Annotated in this window: 20 protein-coding genes; 1 reads left to right on the forward strand and 19 read right to left on the reverse strand. The window is 61.4% G+C overall.

Annotation, left to right across the window (positions count from 1 at the left end):
• Positions 1 to 76: 76 nt before the first annotated feature.
• From WJU23_RS00160 to WJU23_RS00220, 13 genes are all read right to left on the reverse strand, one after another.
• Positions 77 to 1,351: a putative Na+/H+ antiporter gene (locus WJU23_RS00160; RefSeq protein WP_346330494.1), complete on the reverse strand. Its 1,275-nt coding sequence runs from the start codon at positions 1,349 to 1,351 to the stop codon at positions 77 to 79.
• A 69-nt stretch (positions 1,352 to 1,420) separates the two neighbouring features.
• Complete coding sequence (locus tag WJU23_RS00165; protein ID WP_346330495.1) at positions 1,421 to 1,792, reverse strand: DUF1428 domain-containing protein; 372 nt, start codon at positions 1,790 to 1,792, stop codon at positions 1,421 to 1,423.
• 26 nt (positions 1,793 to 1,818) lie between these two features.
• Positions 1,819 to 2,223, reverse strand: a complete 405-nt coding sequence (locus WJU23_RS00170; RefSeq protein WP_346330496.1) for a hypothetical protein — start codon at positions 2,221 to 2,223, stop codon at positions 1,819 to 1,821.
• A gap of 37 nt (positions 2,224 to 2,260) precedes the next feature.
• Positions 2,261 to 2,677, reverse strand: a complete 417-nt coding sequence (locus WJU23_RS00175; RefSeq protein ID WP_346330497.1) for a VOC family protein — start codon at positions 2,675 to 2,677, stop codon at positions 2,261 to 2,263.
• 105 nt (positions 2,678 to 2,782) lie between these two features.
• The gene (locus tag WJU23_RS00180; protein WP_346330498.1) at positions 2,783 to 3,751 is read right to left on the reverse strand and encodes an SRPBCC domain-containing protein; all 969 of its coding nucleotides are present in this window, start codon (positions 3,749 to 3,751) and stop codon (positions 2,783 to 2,785) included.
• 26 nt (positions 3,752 to 3,777) lie between these two features.
• Positions 3,778 to 4,212: a VOC family protein gene (locus tag WJU23_RS00185; protein ID WP_346330499.1), complete on the reverse strand. Its 435-nt coding sequence runs from the start codon at positions 4,210 to 4,212 to the stop codon at positions 3,778 to 3,780.
• Positions 4,213 to 4,239: 27 nt separating this feature from the next.
• Positions 4,240 to 4,704, reverse strand: coding sequence for a GyrI-like domain-containing protein (locus tag WJU23_RS00190; RefSeq protein WP_346330500.1), 465 nt, complete (start codon positions 4,702 to 4,704; stop codon positions 4,240 to 4,242).
• 33 nt (positions 4,705 to 4,737) lie between these two features.
• The gene (locus tag WJU23_RS00195) at positions 4,738 to 4,983 is read right to left on the reverse strand and encodes a hypothetical protein (protein ID WP_346330501.1); all 246 of its coding nucleotides are present in this window, start codon (positions 4,981 to 4,983) and stop codon (positions 4,738 to 4,740) included.
• Positions 4,980 to 5,774, reverse strand: coding sequence for a thioredoxin family protein (locus tag WJU23_RS00200; protein ID WP_346330502.1), 795 nt, complete (start codon positions 5,772 to 5,774; stop codon positions 4,980 to 4,982). Before WJU23_RS00200 ends, WJU23_RS00195 begins: the two co-directional genes overlap by 4 nt.
• A gap of 35 nt (positions 5,775 to 5,809) precedes the next feature.
• Positions 5,810 to 6,349, reverse strand: a complete 540-nt coding sequence (locus WJU23_RS00205) for an SRPBCC family protein (RefSeq protein ID WP_346330503.1) — start codon at positions 6,347 to 6,349, stop codon at positions 5,810 to 5,812.
• 52 nt (positions 6,350 to 6,401) lie between these two features.
• Complete coding sequence (locus WJU23_RS00210; protein ID WP_346330504.1) at positions 6,402 to 7,697, reverse strand: sigma-70 family RNA polymerase sigma factor; 1,296 nt, start codon at positions 7,695 to 7,697, stop codon at positions 6,402 to 6,404.
• Between the two features lie 8 nt (positions 7,698 to 7,705).
• On the reverse strand, positions 7,706 to 8,125 hold the full coding sequence (locus WJU23_RS00215; protein ID WP_346330505.1) for a YciI family protein: 420 nt from the start codon (positions 8,123 to 8,125) through the stop codon (positions 7,706 to 7,708).
• Between the two features lie 128 nt (positions 8,126 to 8,253).
• Positions 8,254 to 9,957, reverse strand: coding sequence for a hypothetical protein (locus tag WJU23_RS00220; RefSeq protein WP_346330506.1), 1,704 nt, complete (start codon positions 9,955 to 9,957; stop codon positions 8,254 to 8,256).
• 96 nt (positions 9,958 to 10,053) lie between these two features.
• On the opposite strand from WJU23_RS00220, the gene WJU23_RS00225 reads away from it, so the two are divergent.
• Positions 10,054 to 12,432 carry a hypothetical protein gene (locus tag WJU23_RS00225; RefSeq protein WP_346330507.1) on the forward strand — a complete coding sequence of 793 codons (2,379 nt, stop codon included), beginning with the start codon at positions 10,054 to 10,056 and terminating at the stop codon, positions 12,430 to 12,432.
• Here the strand turns inward: WJU23_RS00225 and WJU23_RS00230 are convergent.
• From WJU23_RS00230 to WJU23_RS00255, 6 genes are all read right to left on the reverse strand, one after another.
• A complete protein-coding gene (locus WJU23_RS00230) occupies positions 12,420 to 15,887 on the reverse strand; it encodes an autotransporter-associated beta strand repeat-containing protein (RefSeq protein ID WP_346330508.1) in 3,468 nt (1,155 codons plus the stop codon). The genes WJU23_RS00225 and WJU23_RS00230 overlap by 13 nt on opposite strands.
• A gap of 105 nt (positions 15,888 to 15,992) precedes the next feature.
• Positions 15,993 to 16,787: a VacJ family lipoprotein gene (locus tag WJU23_RS00235; RefSeq protein ID WP_346330509.1), complete on the reverse strand. Its 795-nt coding sequence runs from the start codon at positions 16,785 to 16,787 to the stop codon at positions 15,993 to 15,995.
• Complete coding sequence (locus WJU23_RS00240; protein WP_346330510.1) at positions 16,784 to 17,371, reverse strand: ABC transporter substrate-binding protein; 588 nt, start codon at positions 17,369 to 17,371, stop codon at positions 16,784 to 16,786. The genes WJU23_RS00235 and WJU23_RS00240 overlap by 4 nt, the downstream gene beginning before the upstream one ends.
• Positions 17,368 to 17,844 carry an outer membrane lipid asymmetry maintenance protein MlaD gene (mlaD, locus tag WJU23_RS00245; protein WP_346330511.1) on the reverse strand — a complete coding sequence of 159 codons (477 nt, stop codon included), beginning with the start codon at positions 17,842 to 17,844 and terminating at the stop codon, positions 17,368 to 17,370. The genes WJU23_RS00240 and mlaD overlap by 4 nt, the downstream gene beginning before the upstream one ends.
• Positions 17,841 to 18,650 (reverse strand): ATP-binding cassette domain-containing protein, encoded by an 810-nt coding sequence (locus WJU23_RS00250; protein WP_346330512.1) that lies wholly within the window; start codon positions 18,648 to 18,650, stop codon positions 17,841 to 17,843. The genes mlaD and WJU23_RS00250 overlap by 4 nt, the downstream gene beginning before the upstream one ends.
• On the reverse strand, positions 18,650 to 19,426 hold the full coding sequence (locus tag WJU23_RS00255; RefSeq protein WP_346330513.1) for an ABC transporter permease: 777 nt from the start codon (positions 19,424 to 19,426) through the stop codon (positions 18,650 to 18,652). The genes WJU23_RS00250 and WJU23_RS00255 overlap by 1 nt, the downstream gene beginning before the upstream one ends.
• Positions 19,427 to 19,557 lie beyond the last annotated feature (131 nt).

Raw genomic sequence — 19,557 nt, forward strand, 5'->3', positions numbered from 1 at the left:
GTGTGTGGGCGATGCTAGCGCAGGTTATGCCAAGGGCAATGCGTGTGTGCAGCCATTTTTCGCCGCCCTGCCCGCGTCATCCCACCAGCCAGAAAAACACAATGGCGATTGCCGTCGGCGGCAGGGCACCCACGAGGAGGCCCAGGGGGCTGATGCCTTCATCTTCAAAGACCTTGGCAGATTGCAAAATGCCGATGCCAGCAGGATTCGGTGCATTGGCGATGACGGTGAGGCCACCCCCCGTCACGGCCCCGGCGACGAGTGCGTATTGCAGATCCGGGCTGATGCCTTCCACCAGGGAGCCGAGATAAGTCAGCGCGGCATTGTCCGTCAGAGCAGTCAGGCCGGTGGCCCCAAAGAACAGGGCAGCTCCGTTCAGGCTGGAGATCAGCGGTTTCAGCCAGTAACCCTGAAGAGAACCCAGGGTGACCAGACCGGCCAGGAAAAAGCCCACCAGCAGGCCTTCCTTCAACTTCAATTTGTCCTGGTATTCATGGGTGGCGGTCACCAGGCCGAGGAAGAGCATAAAGACGCCGAAGAACACATCCGGATAATGGGCAAAGGCCACTACCGCCGCGAGAAAGCCCATGTGCATGAGGGTCAACCAGACAGGCACAGCCCCGCTGGTGTTGGGGACGGCGGTCAGGCCTTTTAGCTCCCGCCGGAAGAGGAAGGTGATGAGGGTGGTGGAGCAGAGGCAGCTCAGCACGGCACGCCAGCCAAAATTCATCATCATAAAGGGCGTGTCCCAGCCCCACTTGGCCGCCACCATGAGCACCGGCGGTGCGGCAAAGTGGGTCAGCGTACCGCCGATGGAGACGTTCACAAACAGCAGGCCGAGGGTGGAGTAAGCCAGCTTCTGGCTGATGCCGTGATCAAAGTAACGGCGCTTGAGCACCAGTGCCAGCAGAGTCATTGCGGCAGGTTCGGTGATGAAGGAACCCAGCACCGGACCGACGACCAGAGCGGAGACATAAAAGGCGATGGCCTCCTTCATGGGCAGCAACCTGGCCACGAAACTGATCACGCTTTCCGCCAGTTTCACCACCGGCCGGGTGGCCGCCACCACCATGACCACGAGGACGAATTTGGGCTCGGTGTAATTAAGCCCTTCGATGTAAACCACCGCCTCATGCACCGATCCCGTTAGGGCGATGATGCCGGCAAAAAGAGCGGCAGCCCAGAGACCAAAGACCACTTCGGTTTCCGCCAGGAAATGCAGCAGGTTTTCCTTGATGGAGCCTTCAGGATACTGGTGTGCCCAATGAGCAAAACGCTTGACCGAAAAGGTGTGCAGGACAGCCAGCGCGAACAGCACCGTGGCCAGGATTTCCATGGGTTCGGGGGACATCCGGCCACATTACTGAGGGATGTCTGCAAGGCAACCCAAAGCGGTCCCCAAACCCATGAATGCAGCCACTCAGTCTCCCACGATGGTTGTGAAGCCGCCGTAGGCCATGCGCTTGTAGTCGAATGGCGGTTCCTTACCACTTTTGGAAGGGCACATTTCTTCCATGCGCGGATCGGCCATGACCTTGGCATTCACTTCATCGCGATGCTCACGCGATTCATAAACGATGTAGGCAAAGACGACTGTCTCGCCCTCTTTGGTGCCGGCCAGAGCGGGGAAAGAGACCATCTCTCTGGCCTCCTTGTCTTCGGCCACGCACTCACGATAGTCGAGAGCACCGTATTCCATCCAGATGCCACGGGCTTTTTCAGCGATGGCCTGATATTCTGGAATTTTGTCCTGGGGAACAGGAATGACGAATCCATCAATGTATTTTGACATAATGTTAGTTAGGCTTGGGGTGAATGTTACCGGCGGACAAGGCCCGCCCAGGCTTTGCGCTCGACCCACAGGAGGTAAAGAGCTGCCATGCTGATAAAGGCCATCATGCCGAGGGTGCCGCCGCTGCCGGTCAGATCTTCAGCAATGAGCGCGTGATAGGCCAGGATGTTGACGATGATCGGCCCGAGAAAAAGCAGCCCGATGTTCCGCGTGCGCGGAATGATGAGCAGCAGGCCGCCCACCAGCTCGCACACCTTGATCAGCGTCAGCATGCCGGTCGGTGCGATGGCTCCCATGAAGAGAGCGGCAGGAGATCCTTCTGCGGGCATGTCCTCGGGTGCCGGCTGGACTAAATTAAACAGCACCACGATGGAGCTGGCGATGAACAGCAGACCGAGGAGGGCGCTGACGATGGATGGGATGTATTTCATGTGGAAGTGATGAAGGACTGAGCGCGGCGGATGGATTTCAGGCCTTGTTGACGAAGCCTGGATCCATCCAAAAGACCTCCCAGACGTGGCCGTCAAGATCTTGAAAATCGCGACCGTACATGAACCCGTGCTCCTGGGGTTCGTTAAACGTGCTGCCCCCGGCAGAAAGCGCCCTGGCCACCAGCTCATCCACCTCCTCCCGGCTTTCACAGGACAGGGCGATGAGCACCTCCGTGCTTTTTTTGGCATCCACCAGGCTGTTGCCCTTCGGCATGAAGCCCTGGAATTTTTCATGCGTGAGCAGCATCGCATAAATGCTCTCGCTGATCACCAGGCAGGCGCCTGTTTCATCGCTGAACTGCTCATTGAATGCATAACCAAGATTGCTAAAAAACGCCCTGGATCTCGGCAGGTCTTTGACAGGCAGATTCACGAAGATCGATTTGTTAGTCATGGCAGAAGGGAGTGTGAAGAATTCGCAGGAGAGGGTGTGAACGGCTGTTCAAAGAGATGACGAACGGGCAGAAACGGCCAGGACAGTGAATCTGTTTTTGATGCATTATTCCTCCTGCTTGGGACTGAGCAGAGCCGCGAGGCTTTCCAGACTTTCCGTCCAGCCTCGCTCAATGCCCATGTGGACAAAGGAATCGCGGATGGCGGAGGTTTCGAAACGGATGCGGATCGCCAGTGCCGTGCGCTGCCCCTGGTCATGGAAGGTTACGGTGGCCCACATGATGCCAGCGGGGTTGGTTTCCTCCGGAGTGCGGCCTGGCTTCACCAGGTCATGCCAGGCGGGCGGATGCCCGGTGCAATCCATGGTGAAGATGAGGCGGGTGGGTTCATTCACTTCCACAAACCGGCCGCTCAGAGCATAGTCCTCACCCTCTGGGCTGCGCATGCCGATGCGGTATTCACCGCCACTGCGTGCATCCAGGTCGCAAACCGGATTGGTGAAGCTGTGCGGCCCCCACCATTGCGCCAGCATGGCAGCATTCGTCCAGGCTTGGAAGACTTGTGCAGGTGGGGCATGGAATGAGCAACTGAACACCCATTCGTCGGCACCCGGCCTGGCGGCGAGGTTTGACTCCAGACGGTCGAAGTTTTCCTCGTTCGCGCGGATGATGAAGGGGCGCAATTTTTCGGCCTCCTCCTCTGTTGGAAAACGCATCCTCCAGGTGAGTTGGGAACCGCCTTCGGCCTCTTTAAAATCCATGACCATTTCAAAATGGTGGATGGGTTCCAGATGGCGGAAGACGATGCGAGACGGTGGCACGACCTCCGTGAACTCATTGATGTTGGCGTAATCCTTCCCGTCCGGGCCATGCATGATGAACCTCCACTGGCCTCCCACCCGCAGGTCAAAGTCCTCAAAGGTATTGGTGAACCCCTCCGGCCCCCACCAGTGAACAAGCTGATCTGCCTGACTGAAGGCGGCGAACAGCCTCTCCCGCGAGACGGCAAAGAACCGGGTACTGCGGATTTCAGCCTGCGGAGTGGTGGATGGAAGGATGGGAGGGGCGGAGGTCATAGGTCAACAGCCGTCTTCATAACCTTTTAGGCAGTCGGAGATTCCTCGATGGTGGTTACCATCCAGCCGATGCCGAATTTGTCCTTCACCATGCCGAAGCAGGGAGACCAGAAGGTCTTGCCAATGGGCATGGTGACCTGGCCTTCGGCAGCGAGGGCGTCAAAGGTGCTGCGGGCTTCCTCTTCGGTCTGGAGGCTGAGGGAGAGGGTGAAACCGCTGAAGGATTCGGGTTCGCCGCAACCGTCGGAGGCCATGATCATGCTGCTGCCGATGTGGAAGGAGGAGTGCATGATCTTCTTTTCAAACCCGGGGGCCAGCATGTCTGCGGGCGGCGGGTCCGGGGCCTCATCAAAGCGCATCACCATGCCGATCTCTGCGCCGAGGGTGGTGCGGTAGTATTCAAGGGCTTCTTCGCAGCGGCCGCTGAAAAAGAGGTAAGGCTCAACGATGGAGGTTTTCATGATTTTAGATTTCTGTGTTGTTATTGGTTAGGCTGACAAGGGACAGTTGAGTTCGGTGCGGTAGGCGGCGGGATCCTGGGTGTTGTGCGGGCCATCCACGTAACGTTCCCAGAAGCTTCCAGCCAGAGGGAGGCCTTCTTTGCCCAGCACTTCCATGAACTGGCCCCAGGCCTGACCGAGACCTTCATAGGGTCCGGTATAAAAGGTGCGCACGACTTTGGCCGCAGGCAGTTCACCTGCATACACCCGGCCTTCAGGCTGGACTGGTGCGGAAACGGGCACGCCGACTTCGAAGTCGAAGGTGTCCGGGGACATGATGAAATGATGGGAGAATACCGGGCCGGCTGGGCCAATGCCCTGGGCGGAGGCAATGCCGATGACCTCCTGCATGGCGGGCCCCATGACTTCCTGAATCTGCTCACGCGGAATGGTGAAGCGGATGACGGCAGCGGGCTGGGCCTCGGTTTGAACGATGGAGATGGGATCAATCATGGTGGGTGGCAGTAATGGATGCTAAAAGAGCGCTTAATGGTCCAAACGACGTTGGATGAAAAAGCAGATACTGAGAACGAGGACCGCGAGGCAGAAGAGGATGGCCCCTGTGCGGAGGGCCGCAGCGGTGGTGAAGCTGAGGCCTATGCCGGTTCCGAGCGCCACATAGGCGGCCACGCAAGCGGGGCACTTGGGCATCAGGAGCAGCAACAGGCCGGAGAGCAGCCCGGCACAACAGGGCAGCAGGGACTTGCCACGGCACTGGCAGGCGGATTTCATGAAGCGCAACAGTCGGAGGGTTTCTCAGCGGCGGCGGACTGGCAGCATGCCCCCTTCCCTGCCGTTTCATAACGATCGTGATGCCGCCACCAGGACGTGGGGTTTTCCAGATGCGCCTCGTCCCTGCCCTTGGGGGCGAAGTCGAGAAAGAAATAAGCTCCGTCAATGTCCTCCATACCGCGGCCGAAGACGGCGTAGGTCTGGAAGATGTCGCCCACCTCGTTTTTGTAAAAGACGCTCATGCCGGGAAGCTCCTCGATCTCGCACTTCTCCAGGCGGTAATTATAAAACACTTCCTGGCCGAGTTGCTCAGGTTTGAAGGAGACGCCGAAGTCGTAGTTAAAATCGCTCTCATAGGAGGAGACCCAGGAGAACTTCCAGCCCATGCGCTTTTTGAATGTGGCAATCTTTGGCATGGGGGCGCGTGAGATGACGGCATAGGAGAGGTCACGCTGCTGAAAGTGGATGCGCGCAGGGTCCACATGATCCGCAGAGAAGGAACAGCCGACGCAGCCCTCCTCCCAGTCCGGGCCGAACATGAAGTGTTGCACGATGAGCTGGCTGCGTCCGTCAAATAGGTCCGCGAGAGTGACAGGGCCGTCCGGCCCCTGGAAGGTGTATTCCTTTTCCAGCTTCATCCAGGGCAGGGCCTGGCGTTTTTCCGTGAGGCGGTCCTTCTGGCGCATGAGTTCCTTTTCCTCTTCCAATAGCGCCTGGCGCTGGGCCAGCCATTCATCGCGGGTGACCACAGGGTGGTCTTTGATTTGTTCGGACATGGGGGCGGCTTTCATGCTGGGAAGTAGTCAAGGGTCGGAAGGCGGGGGGATCAGGCTCTCGGGGCGGTCTCGACGATGGCCTTCATGCTGGCGAGGCCCTGGACGAAGAAGTCTCCGCACATTTTGTCGCAGTCCATGACGAGGCTCATGGCCTTGCCCATGAAGTTGTTTTTGCCGCTCATGGTCCAGGTGACGAGGGTGCCGGTGCCTTCGGGCTTGAAGGTGAAGTCCACATCGCTGACGCCCTCGAAGGGGCGGATGAACTCCAGCTTCATGCGGACGAGCTCGCCAGGGCGGCTTTCAGTGATGGTCTGGCGGCCTTCGCCGACTTCATTGTTGCCGGACCATTTCATGATAGCGCCTTGGCCTGCAGGCGGGCCTTCAAATGATTCGGTAGCATTGGGGTCGAGGTTGGCCCAGGGGGACCAGGCTTCCCATTTGCGCAGGTCGTTCACCTGCTCAAAGACGACCACAGGCGGAGCCGCCATGGTGGCAGAACGGGTGACTTTAAAGTCCTCCGGCTGCATGGTGATGACGATGGCGAGGATGGCCAGGATGACGGCGAGACCGATGAGGATTTTAGAGAACATGGCCAACAGTGTTTACGGATGGTTTATAATTAGGTGGAGAATGGGATGAAAATCAGCCAGGCTGATGTTCGAGGTCGTGGAGACGTTTGGTGAGCAGGTTGCGCTCGGAGGCCATCTCGGTCAGCTCCAGGGCGGCGCGGAGATGGGCGGCGGCGGTGGTGTACTGATGGCGCTGGGCTTCCAGCTCCCCCATGACGGCGTGAAAGAGGTGGTAGGAATCCAGCGGCTGGCGGTCCAGGATGGATTCTACCGCAGCCAGAGCTTTGGCCGGGCCTTCCACCTTGGCGAGGGCGACGGCGCGGTTCAGGGCGATGATGGGGGACCGGTTTAGCTGAAGCAAATGGTCATACAGACGAAGGATCTGCGGCCAGTCGGTGGAGGCGGCATCTGGGGACAGGCTGTGACAGGCGGCAATGCCGGCCTGGAGATGGTATTCGCTGGCCTGGTCCCCCTGGGCGGACTGGCCGAGGTGGAGGATGCCGCGCTGGATCATGCGGACATCCCAGCGGCGGCGGTCCTGCTCCTCCAGGCGGAGGATTTCGCCCTCGCCATCCAGGCGGGCGGGCAGGCGCGCGCCATTGAGCAGCATGAGGGCCAGGAGGGCATGGGTGCGGGGCTGGTCGCCAGCCGGGTGCTCTGCCAGCAGGGAGGCCAGGCGGATGGCCTCGTGACAAAGCTCCTCGCGGATGAGGCAGTCGCCACGGGAAGCTTTGTAGCCTTCATTAAACAGCAAGTAGATGATCTGGAGCACGGCATCCAGACGGGCAGGCAGGTCCACACCGGCGGGAATCTCAAAGGCGACTTCGTCCTCCTGGAGCTTCTGGCGGGCGCGGGTGAGGCGCTTGGCGATGGCGGCTTCGGAGGTGAGGAAGGCGCTGGCGATTTCCTGCGGACTGAACCCGCACATGACCTTCAGTGCGAGGGCCGTCTGGGCCTCCTGCGGGAGCTGCGGATGGCAGCAGGCGAACATGAGGCGCAGGCGGTCATCCTTGATTTCATCATCAAACATCGGTTCCTGATGAGGATCGGAACCGGCCAGGCGCTGCTCGACGTATTCGATGATCTTCGGCTGCTTCTGCTGGAAGCTGGACTCGCGACGGACCAGGTCCAGGGCCAGGTTTTTCGCCGTCTGCATAAGCCAGGCAGCCGGATTGGCCGGGATGCCGTAGAATGGCCACGTTTGCAAAGCCCGAACCAGGGCCTCCTGCACCACATCCTCCGCCATCTGAAGGCGGTGGATGCCGAAGATGCCAGTCAGAATGGAGACCAGCTTTCCGGCCTCATGGCGGAAAAGGTGGTCGGCAAGCTGGCTGACGCCGGGATCGGCGCTGGAGGGCTGGGGGGACATGCAGTTGGTTAGGCGGCAGCAGTGGCCATCTGGTCTTCGCGGATCTGCTTGAAGGTGGGGCATTCCGGGGCGACGGGGCGGACCTCGGCGGTGCAGCCGCACTCCAGCATGGGCCACTCCTGGGCGATGCTGACGGCCTCTTCCATTGTGTCCACCGTGAGCATGAGGTAACCGCCGATGCTTTCCTTGGATTCGGCAAACGGACCGTCCGCGACGTGGCTGCCTTTTTTGCCGGAGATGACCTTGCCTTCTTCAAAGAGAGGCTGGGCGGCCTTCATCTTGCCCTGCTCATGCAGGCGCTCAAACCAGGCCATGGTCTGCCCCATGATCTTCTGCATTTCCTCCGGCGAAAGGTTTTCCTGCCAGCGGGTGGTGCGGAAAAGAACCATGTAGCCGGGATTTGGGGCGGAGTTTGCGGGCATGCTCATAGGGGTCAAAAGTGGGATGAATGAACGTCGTCTTCAAAGGCATGACGAACGAGCTTCACGGTCCAGGACATGGAAACTGATTTTTTTTGAATTTCCTGAACCGGAGCAGAAAACGCCCCCCGTCGCCCTTACTCTTCCGCCCTGTGCAACACCATTTGCGGGAAGGGAATGTTCCAGCCGTGGCGGGTGGCGGACTCCAGGGCGGCGCGCTGGAGCAGGCGAGTGAGGCTGGGGAAATTCGGAGCCTGGGTGCCCGCGAAGACGCCGACGATGAGGAAATTCAGCGATGAATCGGCGGCCTGGTCGAACTCGACAATCACATTGACCAGCTCTTCTTCGCGCATTTTTTCCAGCAGCACACGGCGCACGTCCGCCTTGAGGGTTTCAGGAATCACGGACAGCGCCTCCGCCTGGTGTTTATAGTCCAGCCCCAGGGTCATGGAGCGGGCAAAGCCGCCGGAGAGGCAGGACACGTCCGCCTGCATGAAGTCACCAATGGGCATCCAGCGTTTCAGGCCGCCGCCATGCAGAAGCTCCACGCGGTCAGGCGTGATGTCCGCTACCTGCGCGAAAAGCGTGCCGTCTAACAAAATGTATGACCTTTTGGCGCAAGGGAACCAGGGTTCATCCAGGCCGCTGGGGCGTGAGGTCATGGTGGATAACATGTCCAGCGGAATGCGCAGGCCCGGGCCGCCGATGACCAGGTTGGTGAGCTGGGTGAACATATGGATGGCTCCCACCCGCCAGGGTACGCCGTCAATGTAAACCCGCTCCCCTTCCCGCACCTGGCCGAGGTTGAGCATCATCTGCAGGTCCTTCATGTGGCGGGCGATGCCGGACTTGGCCGTCATCAGCATGGCCCCCACGGCAAAGAGCGCGAGGCCGCCGAGCAGCCAGTCCCCCCGTGCATACAGCACCAGCAGCGCCGCACCCACGGCCAGAACCAGGCTCACGCCCTCATGCACCACATCCAGCACCCGGCTGGAGAAGCTGAGCTTCTGGTACTTCTTCACCGGTACGATCTTCAGCGCGTAATAATAGGCCCCGCGCAGGCCAAAAAGGACAACAAGGAAGGCCAGCACAGCCAGGGCAATATTGGCCCCCCGGACAAAGATGAAATCCGTGACCTGGCTGCCCAGCTCTGACCAAAAATTGCCGGACGCAGCTTCCAGCGTGCCCAGTTCATAGGCCATCACCTCCACGCGGTTGGCCACTTCATCACGGCGCTCCCGCCAGTTTTCACGGGAGGCGGTGAGCTCGGCAACCAGGCTTGGATTGGCCTCAGCGGAATCGGCTTTCATGTTGGCCAGCAGATTTTCCACCTCGGCCAGGGCGCGCTCGGCCTGCTGCAGCTGGGCTCTTTGAACGTCCAGGGCCTGGCGCAGGGTCTGGATCTCCTGCGGCTTGCGGGTCATTTCGCGCAGGTCGCTGAAAATCGGCGTCAGCAACTGACCGATCTCATCCTGCAGTTTCATGGGCGCCTGCGCTTCCTTCTGCGCACTGAGGTCCACCAGGGAGTCACGCCCGGTGACCATGACATTAAAATCGCGCTCCACTTCCTGACGGCGTTTTTCCAGCCGCTCGATCTCCGCCTGCGCTTCCTGTTTGCCCGTTTCGGACGTTTCCTCGCGCAGGCGCTGGCGCTGCTCATCCAGCTCCTTGCGCAGGCTTTCACGCGTCAGCAGCAGGGAGCTGAGCGTCTTCCTTTTATCCGGTGCCGCCTGTTCCGCCTGGGCGGGCACGCCATCCTTGGGCACTTCCGTCTGCGCGGTCAAAACCAGAGGCAGCAGCAGAGAGAAAAGACCGGTCCGTAAAATCCAAAACAATCGCATATGTTAATACACTACGGACGCCCTCCTTTGCAAGGCGGTGTCTGTTTGTGGCTACGGCATTGCTCTCATGCCAGCCCTCGCTAAAGTAAGCCTCCCATGAATGCGCCGCGCCGACCACGCAAGCCCCAGCCACCTGCACGCCCAGCCGCCCCCACGGTGCCGCTGGGCATGGTGATCCAGGCCCATGACCAGTGGCTGAGCAGCCAGCCGGGCAAGCCCGCGCGCGGCTCCCTGCGGGAGCATTGGCAGAAACTGGATGCGCAGCATGGCCCGCGCCTGGACTACCAGCTCTGGCGCGAGCTGACAGCGCGCGACTTCCCGCCGCCGCGCCGGCAGGACCCGCTGGACCTGGCCACCCGGGCAATGAAAGCCCAGGATGCGGTCATTGTCTGGGGCACGCTGGCCCTCGTGCCGGAGCTTCTGCAATCCCCTGCCCTGGCAGCATCGGCCAAAAAGGAGCCGCTGCTTCAGGCCCTTCAACAGCGCCTGGGGACAGGCCGGCAGGCGCTGGCCCCGATTGCCACCGCACCGCATGCCTCAGCGCTTTTGCTGTGGCTCGCCCGCAGCTTTTTGAAGCCGGGTGAAGCCGCTCTTTGGAGTGAGCTGGAAACTTTGCTCAAAACCGCGCAGCCAGACTGGAAGCTGGGCCGCAAACCGGACCAGGGCTTTTGGGAAAACGGATATGTCTGGCCGATCACGCAGGCGCAACTGACCCGCAGGCTGGCCCTGGCCATCCACACGCTGGTGCAACATCAAATGACGACGGATACTGGCAGTGCGAGCAGCCTGGCTGCCTGGCATTTCACGGCCTGGATGCTGCTGCGCGATGCACGTCCGGCGCACAGCCCGGCGCGAGGCATGGAGCTGGAAATCCTGCTGGGCGCGGCTGCCACGGCCCGGCTGGCCGGGGATGCGGATCAGGCTGCGCGGCTGACAACGCTGGCCCTGCATCTGCTGCCACCGCAACTGCCGGAGCCGCTGCAACAGCGCTGCCGTGTGGCCGCTCTGACCCTGATGGAAGCCGGGCTCATGGCCCCGCCTGCCTGGCGGGTGGCTTTTGATGACCTGCCTTTCCCCGGAGACCCGCCCGCCAGCGAAGGTGGCCAGGCGGCCGCACGGCAGTTTCTGGATCGTGACGATGCAGCTAATTCACAGCTCATGCGCGAGGTGGAAACCGACCCCGACTGGGCCGTGCTGCGCCAGGCCGGTGTGGTGCTGCATCATCCGCTGGGTGCGCTTTCTTGGATCGCCCGCAAAGCGCAGTCCTATGCACTGAAAAAGCAGCACGATCTGCTGCAATCCGCCGCCGCTTTGGCCACGCGGTATCATCGCCTGACCACGCTGGCCCGGCTGCTGCCGCATCTTCCGGCCTCAGCGGAGCGGGTGCTGGGTTATGCCCAAACGCTGCGCCAAAGCCAGCGGCGCATGCCCTTCCTGCGCGATCCGGAAATTTGGGCGGAGTGGACCCGCGCCCTGCGTGCGGCCTGGTCCAAGCTGGAACCGGAGGCGATTGTGGACCCGGAGCAGCTTTTCCTGCTGCATGAGACGCTGCATGACCGCGAAGTGACCGTCTTGCGTGTGCTGCCGCCGGAACTGCGCAGCCTGGCGCTGCGGCATCTGCACAGCCGCAAACATCCGTCTCCACTGGTGCAAGCGCTGGTCGCCGATCCGCGCCAGATGCAGCAACTGGAGCATCAGCGCCAGGTGGAGCTGTGGTCCGTGGCGGCCGAAATTCGCGAACGGCCTGAGCTGGCAGGCAGTGTCTTGATCAGCCTGGTCCTGCGTGGCGAGGCCGCCCAGGGCCGGTACAGCCTCATTGTCCAGGGTCCGGCCACCCGCGTGATTCATCAGGACAAACTGCGCGGACAGTCCGGCAATGCGGCGGCGCTGGATTGGAAGCCGCTGCTGGAGGTCATCCTGCGCAGTGTCCAGACGGTGAATGCGGAGCCTAACCAGCTTTACTTCGCGGTGGATGCGACCCTGGGGGAGCAACCTTGGGCAGCCTGGCTGCGCGAGGCCGGACTGTCGCTGCCGGTCAGCTTCATCCCAAGCTGGGAATGGGCCTTCCGTGTGGGCCGTGAATCCGTCGGCCCGGCCCGGCCAGGTGAATACTTGTGGCCGGAAAATACGACTGTCAGTGCACCCGTCCTGCCTTTGCCTGCGGGCACCTGCGTGCTTCTGCCCGGTTCAACCGAGCCTGCCCATGCCAGCACCCGCTGGCACAGCTCCACCCCGCCGGAGGATGATCGCCCGCCTTTGACGTTGCGGTCCTTGCAAGTGGGGGCGCATGCCCGCATCGTCAGCGGACTGCCTGTCATTCGTGGTGCGCTGAAGGAAGACCTCGTGCGGCTCAGCCTCGCGCAGGCGACGCGGCAGTTTAGCTATCCGCAGGCGATGCTGTCGGAGGAACAGGGCGGCCAGTTCAATGCGGCTCCGCTTTCACCACCTCAAGACTGGCTGCACTACGGAGTGTGAAACGGGGTCCGAACCGCCCGCCTCCGCCTAACCAACAATGCACTCATCCCCGCCACCAGGAGCAGCATCCGTGAGGGCTCGGGAATCACCACCATGATGGTGCCCTGGGTGTAGAGATTGGATACATCCCAAAAGTAACCAAGCGGACTGAGATCAGGCAGGCTGGGATAATTGTCCACATTGCCGCCGGCCAGGTTGCTGAAGCTGCCGGTCACACCGCCGGTGATGGCGCTCCAGTCAATGATCTGCCAGCTTGTGCCCGGTTCCCAGCCGGCGGTGTTGGCGGCATCAATGGGAATGGACGTGGTCACGCTGAGGATGGAGCCTGCGCCCAAAGTAACGCCGGTATCGCTGCCGAGAATGAGGCGGTCAGCCGCGGCCAGGCCATTGAGCCCGCCGTTGTCCTGGCCGCTGAAAAGGTCAATGTTCACGCGGTCATTGACCGCCAGGGCAGCAAGGTCGGTGGTGATCAAAGTCAGCGTCTCGCCCTCCGTCTGGTTAGGGGTGCCGATGGTCAGAGTTCCGTTGATCTGGATGTTTTGTCCGGATGACGGAGCGATACGACCACTGCCGCTGAGAGTGGCTCCGCTATTCAGGGTGAAGGCACCGCTGCCGGTGGCGCTGCCGGTGGGATTGGTGATGCGCAGAACGCCAGCATTGACGGTGGTGCCGCCGCTGTAGCCGCTGCCGGTGTTCATCACCAGGGTGCCATTGCCCGTCTTTAAAATCGCCGCTTCATCCATGACGGTGACGCCGATGGTGGTGGTGCCGGAGGTGATCTGGAAGGTGCGGGTGCCGCTGCCCAGATGCAGTACAGGCTCGATGGCCCCGGAGCTGGCAACGGTGATGGCGCTGGTGCCTGTCGCGGTCAGATTCCCCAGCAGATAAAGCTCTGTGCCTCCTGTGGCGGCGCGGTTCAGGGTGATGTTACGCCCGGCCAGCACCAGTCCTTCTCCGCCGATGGTCAGACGCGTGCGCGGATTGCCCTCCCCATTGACGCCACCGATGAGAATGCTGGCCCCAGTGAGCACCGCACCGCCAAAGCTCCAGTTTGGCGGAGTGGCGGAAACGCTGGTGTTTAGCGTCATCTGGTTGCCACCGCTGAGGGTGACGAGGCCGGTGACGATGAAGTTTCCGGTGTTGCCGCTGGTGAGAAAACCACCGCTGTTTTGAGTATAAAAAGCCACCGTCTCTGTACGGGTGAAGGCGGAGATGGTGCCGCCGTTCATGACAATGCCGGTTTCGTCAAAGATCTGCTCATTGGCGGCAAAGGTCAGCGTACCGCCGGTCTCCACTTCCAACAAACCGGAGACGGCATGAGTGCCTTCGGTCTGTCCCAATCTCAGGGTGCCGCCGCTGACCAGAAGCGTGCCTTCGAAGGTGTTGTTTAAATTGCCAGTGAGGGAGAGGATGCCATTGCCGGTCTTGGTCAGGCCGCCCGTGCCAGTGATTTCCACATTGATGGTCGTGGTGCCGCTGATGATATCGAAAGTCCGCGTTTCCGTGCCCAGGTTGAGCTGCGGCTCCAACGCTCCCGAGAGGCCCGCCTCAATGAGGCTGGAACCCTGGCCGGTAAAGTTGCCGTTGAGATTCAGAACGGTGCTTGAATTGCCCCGGTAGAGGGTGATTTTGCGCCCGGTCATGTGGAGGCCGCCGCTGCCCACATTCAGGGCGGAACGGCCACGGCCCACGCCGTTGTTGCCGCCGATGAGGATGTCGGCCCCGGTCAGGACCACGCTGTCAGCCTGGATCTGGGGCACGAGGCCGGAGGTGAGGCTGTTGAGGGTGAGGGTGGTGCCGCCGTTGAGAGTGAGGGCCCCGGAAACCAGGAACTGGCCGGTATTGCCATTGGAAGTCAGGCCGCCGCTGTTCTGGGTATAATAGGCCAGTGATTGCGTGCGGTTCCACGAAGAGATGGTGCCGCCTTCCACCCTGATGCCTGCCGTTGCGGCCAGCTGCCCGTTGGCACTCATCGTCAGTGTGCCGCCTTCATTGATGACGATCTCACCGGCTACGGCAGCGACATCGGCCGTCTGGTTGAGCTGCAGCGTACCGCCTGCATTGATGACGATCTCCCCGGGCAAAGCAGAGGCGCCGGTCGTCTGGTTCATCACCAGGCTGCCACCGTTGATGCGTGTCACGCCTGTGTAGCTCTTGGCATGGGTGCCGGAGAGGGTCAGCGTGCCATTGCCGGTCTTGGTCAGTCCCGCTGCGGAGGAGGCACCATTGGTGATCTCCACATTGATGGTCAAGGCGGAACCTTCCGCCACATTAAACACGCGGTCCACAGGGTCCGTCCCGCCGCTGAGTTCCAGGCGTACCATGCCGCTGGTGCCGCCGGAAGTATCCTCCGTGATGAAGGAGCCAAGGGTACCGGTCACCGTCACATCGCCATTGAGCACCAGCTTGCTGCCCGCATTGGCACCACCGCCACGGCGCAGGTTCAGCCTGCCGTCATTCAAGGAAAGCCCGCCATCCTCCACAGTGATGATGCCGAGGGTGGTGGAGTTTCCATACAGCGTAAAGCTGTTGGCCGTGCTCACCGTGCCACCGGCCCTCTCCAGCATGTTGCTGATGCTCAGGCTGCCAAAGGTCAGCCGGGCCCCGCTGTTGCCGACAAAAAGGGTGTTGCCGTCACCGCCGGTAAAGCTGCCCGCACCTGTGATGGTCCAGTTGGAGGTGGCTCCGGCATTGAAGGTGCCGCCGGTCATGGTGATCCCCCCAATCGTTTCCACCAGGTTGGAGGTCATGCCCACGTTGCTGCCCGTCCCATGGAAGACGCTGCCTGCGCCGCTCACCGTGACCAGTGTATTGTCATTCAACTGATGTGAGCGGGCAAAGGTGACTTTACCGCCCCCGGAAATCTCCAGGTTTCCGGCGATGGCATCCACGCCTGATGTTTTATCCAGACGCAGAGTACCTGCGGTCACCGAGGTCAGGCCCAGATAGGTATTGGCCGCGCTGCCACTTAGAAACAGGGTTTGCGCCCCGGTTTTGGTCAGGCCGCCAGCTCCGCTGATTGCGCCGCTGAGCGTCAGGTTTGCCGTCGCCGCTTCAAAGGAGCGGGTGGTCTGCAGCAGCAGAGGCAGGCTCAGGATCTGGGCGGAGGAGGAAAGATTCTGCACGTCCCCGCCCAGCGTGATCCGGTTGCCAGACAGGGTAAAAGCACCCGCACCGGCATTAAACGTGATGCCGCCAAACAGCGTATCCTCCGCGAAATCATTGACGGATGAAAGCCGGGTGCTCCCCGCAAAAAACAGGGCATCTCCGGCCTGGACGGGCGTGCCGCCCCAGTTCGCGCCCGTGGTCCAGTTGTTGTCCTCACCGCCTCCGTTCCAGGTGGCCGTTTGGGCCCCGGCAGTGCCTGCGAGCATCAGCCCGCCAAAGACAGCGATGCCGAGACCCGCACGCCAGGTGCGGAGGAAAGAGCCAGAAAGAAGATTAGAAGTCACCATGAAGATCGCCTACCAGTACACAGCCTGCGACAATTCTCCATCCTGCGGATGCGGAGATCATCACAACAAAGAATTATCGGATGAGCAAATAAAGAGGCTGCAATCTCACTCCGCCACTGCCGCATCACGGTTTTGGATGTAAATGCTGCGCACTGAAATGTACGGATCCACCGCATTGCTGCGAGATTCATCATAATAATACAGTTTATCCGGCAGGGACTGGACCGTATCCACTGTGCCCGGAATCCAGGCCCAGCCCTTGGCGCTCCCTTTCAGAAAGAAACCCCAGCTGGTGGGATTCAGGATGTAATCACCCGCATAACCCACGCCGTCGCGCATGCTGCTGGGGCCCAGGACGGGCAGCACCAGATAGGGCCCGTGGCCCAGACCCCAGGCACCCAGTGTCTGGCCGGTGTCCTCACGCGGAACTGAGGCCAGGGAGGGAATCTTGTCCGACTGGCGGATGAAGCCACCAAAGCCGGCCACGGTGTTCACGCCGAACTTTTGCACCTCCTTGCCCGCGCGGCCAAACTTGCCCTGAAGCCCGCTGTTCACGAAGCGCACGGGAAACTTCACGTTGTCAAAAAAGTTCCCCAGGCCTTTTTGCACCGGTCCAGGAGTGACAAACTGATAGCCTTTGGAAACCGGCCTCAAGACGAAGTTATACAGTACGTCATTGAACTTGAAGGTGGCCCGGTTCAGGCCTTCAAACGGGTCTGAGATCTGGACGGCGGAGCCATAGTCATCCAGTTCATCCACGGCGTCGTCATCCAAAGGACTGGCCTGTGCCGTGGGGGAGGCGGGCGCGGATTCAGCCTGGGGCTTGGACGTCGCACAGTCCGTCAAGAAAGGAGACAGGGCCAGCAGGACGAGTTTCAGGCAAAGGGGACCGGTCTTCATGAGGGGCGGGACACAGAGTTTTCAAGCGAGCTGAGAACGGCGGCGGCACCGCCCTTTTTAAAAGAGGCATCAAGCTGGGTGCGGTAGTTGGCGACCAGGCTGACACCCTCGATGACGACATCCACGATGCGCCAGCCGCCGGCCTGCTCCATGCGGTAGGTGACGCTGTAGCGGCTGCCTTTGTACACCAGGTCCGTGGGCACATCCACGCGGCCGGCGGCAGGAGTCATGGCCTTTTTATACGTGACAGCCGCACGCTCACCGGGAGTGAATTTGCTGCTGTAGGTGCGGATGACCAGGGTGGTGAAAAGCTGGGTGGCCTTTTGCTGCTGAGCGGCGCTGAACTGCCGCCAGCCCACGCCCACCGCCCGGCGGGTCATGGTTTCAAAGCTGATGTGCTTTTGCAAAACCGGGCGTACTTTTTCCGCCAGGGCGCTGCCGCTGGCGGCACGGTCGGTCACAGCCAGCACTTCATTCACCGCCTGCGTCAGGCGCTGCTGCGCTTCGGCGGGAGAGGCATCCGCCGGTCTAACAACAAGGATGGGAGCGGCCAGGATGAGGGCGAGCAAGGTTCTTCGGTTCATGGAGGTGGGGCATTTTCGGTTTCTTCAGAGACGCTGCCAAAGGCCATCTTTCCGATTAAGGATTCAAGATCAACAGCGGATTCCGTCATAGTGATTCGCTCGCCAGCGGCCAAATACGTCTCATCAGCTCCTGGGGAAAGGGCTACAAATTTGTCACCAATGAGCCCGGTGGTCTTAATCGAGGCCATCGAATCCGTCGGCAACCGGAGGCCGGACATCACACGGAAGGAGACAATGGCCGTGTACTCCTCCGGCTCCACGCGGATGGATTCCACCTTGCCCACCGGCACGCCGGCCACCACCACGCTGCTGCCGGTGTTCAGCCCGCTCACGCTGGTGAACCGCGCCTCCAGCATGTAAGTGTCCCCGCCCAGCATGGAGCCGCCGCCCAGCTTCACCGTCAGGTAGGCCACGGCCATGAGGCCAAGGATCACAAAGGCCCCCACGAGAAATTCAAGCTTGGTCTGTTTCATGTGTCTTCAGTTGATAAGGTTGCGCCGCTGCGGATGGCCTGGAGTGAGCGGTCCAGCGCCGCCGTGTTGTCGCGGAAGCCTGTCACCACCGGATCCGCCGATGCCTGAAACTCTGCCGGGCTGCCCTGGAAATGCATTCGACCCTGGTCCAGCAGGGCCACGCGGTCACTGGCAATGAGGGCCTCCGGCACATCATGTGTGACCACCACGGCGGTGAAGCCGAACTGCCGCTGATACCTGGCGATCATCACAAACACCGCGTTCCTCCGCAGCGGATCCAGCCCGGCGGTGGGCTCATCAAAGAGCACCAGCTCCGGCCGGGTGACGATGGCCCTTGCCAATGCGAGCCGCTTTTGCATGCCGCCGGAGAGCTGGCCCGGGTAGCGGTCCTGGTGGGCCTCCAGCTCCAGCTGCTTCAGCGCCTCCAGGCTGCGCTCGCGGATCTCCCTGTCTGGCAGGTCCAGGGTTTGCTCCAGCGGCAGCGCCACATTTTCCAGGGCGGTCAGCGAATCGAAAAGCGCATTGCTCTGAAAAAGGTAGCTGCACCGGCGGCGGAATTCCGCGCGTGTCTTTGCCTCCCCTTCCCCCAGCGCCTGGCCTTCAAAACGGATGCTGCCTGCATCCGGCCGGATGACATCCGCCAGGCATTTCAGGAAGACCGATTTGCCCGCGCCGCTGCGCCCCATGACGGTCACCACGCTGCCGCGCGGCACGTCCAGATCCGCTCCGGCCAGGACAATGTTTTCCCCGAAGCGCTTATGCACGCCCTGCACCTGAAGCAGCAGATCTGGAGGGGAGGAAGACATCAGACAAGAAACGAAGTGATGACATAATCCGCCGCCAGCACGGTGATGCTGGACTGCACGACGGCCCGCGTGGTGGAGGCGCTGACGGCCCGCGCACCCGTGGCGGTGCGGCAGCGGTGCGCATTGAATCCATGGTAGGCGCACAGCGCAATGGTCAGCAGGCCAAAGGTGGCCGCCTTCAGAAAACATTCCTTCACATCCTGCATCTGCACCGCCCGCTCCACGGAGGACCAGTAAATGCCCGGCTCCAGGCCCAGCAGCCACGATCCGGAGAGGCTGCCGCCCACCAGGCCGATGGTCACAAAAAGCGCCGTCTGCATGGGATACACCACCAGGGCGGCCAGCAGGCGCGGAGAGACCAGATACCCGAGGCTGTTCACCCCCATCGTCTCCAGCGCCGCCACCTGCTCCGTGTTCCGCTGGATGCCCAGCTCCGCCGCCAGCGCGGAGCCCGCCTGCCCCACCAGCATCAGCGCCGCCAGCACCGGCCCCAGCTCCCGTACCAGGCTCAGGGAAACCAGCGCGCCCAGCAGGCTCTCCGAGCCGAAGCGGTTCAGCACATAATAACCCTGCAAGCCCAGCACCAGCCCGGTGAAAAGGCCGACGATCAGGATCACCGGCAGACAGCGCACCCCCTGCTCAAAAACCGACCTCAAGACCCGCCGGAAAAGACGCCGCGCACCCGCCACAGACAGAAAAGACCTCACCGTAAACAGCGTGAAATTCCCCAGTCCGTGAACAATCGCGAGAGTGTGAGATCCCAGAGCGCGCACCATAAGCCCGCCACCTTTACCCAAACCCGCATGACTTGCAACGGGCGGGTGATTCTTCTTACACTTGTCACAAAGCCAAGGAATATGCTCGGGCGCCCGCCCGGTCCATCCTTCGCCTCAAGCCTGATCGGCCA

Source organism: Prosthecobacter sp. SYSU 5D2 (assembly GCF_039655865.1).
GTDB lineage: Bacteria > Verrucomicrobiota > Verrucomicrobiia > Verrucomicrobiales > Verrucomicrobiaceae > Prosthecobacter.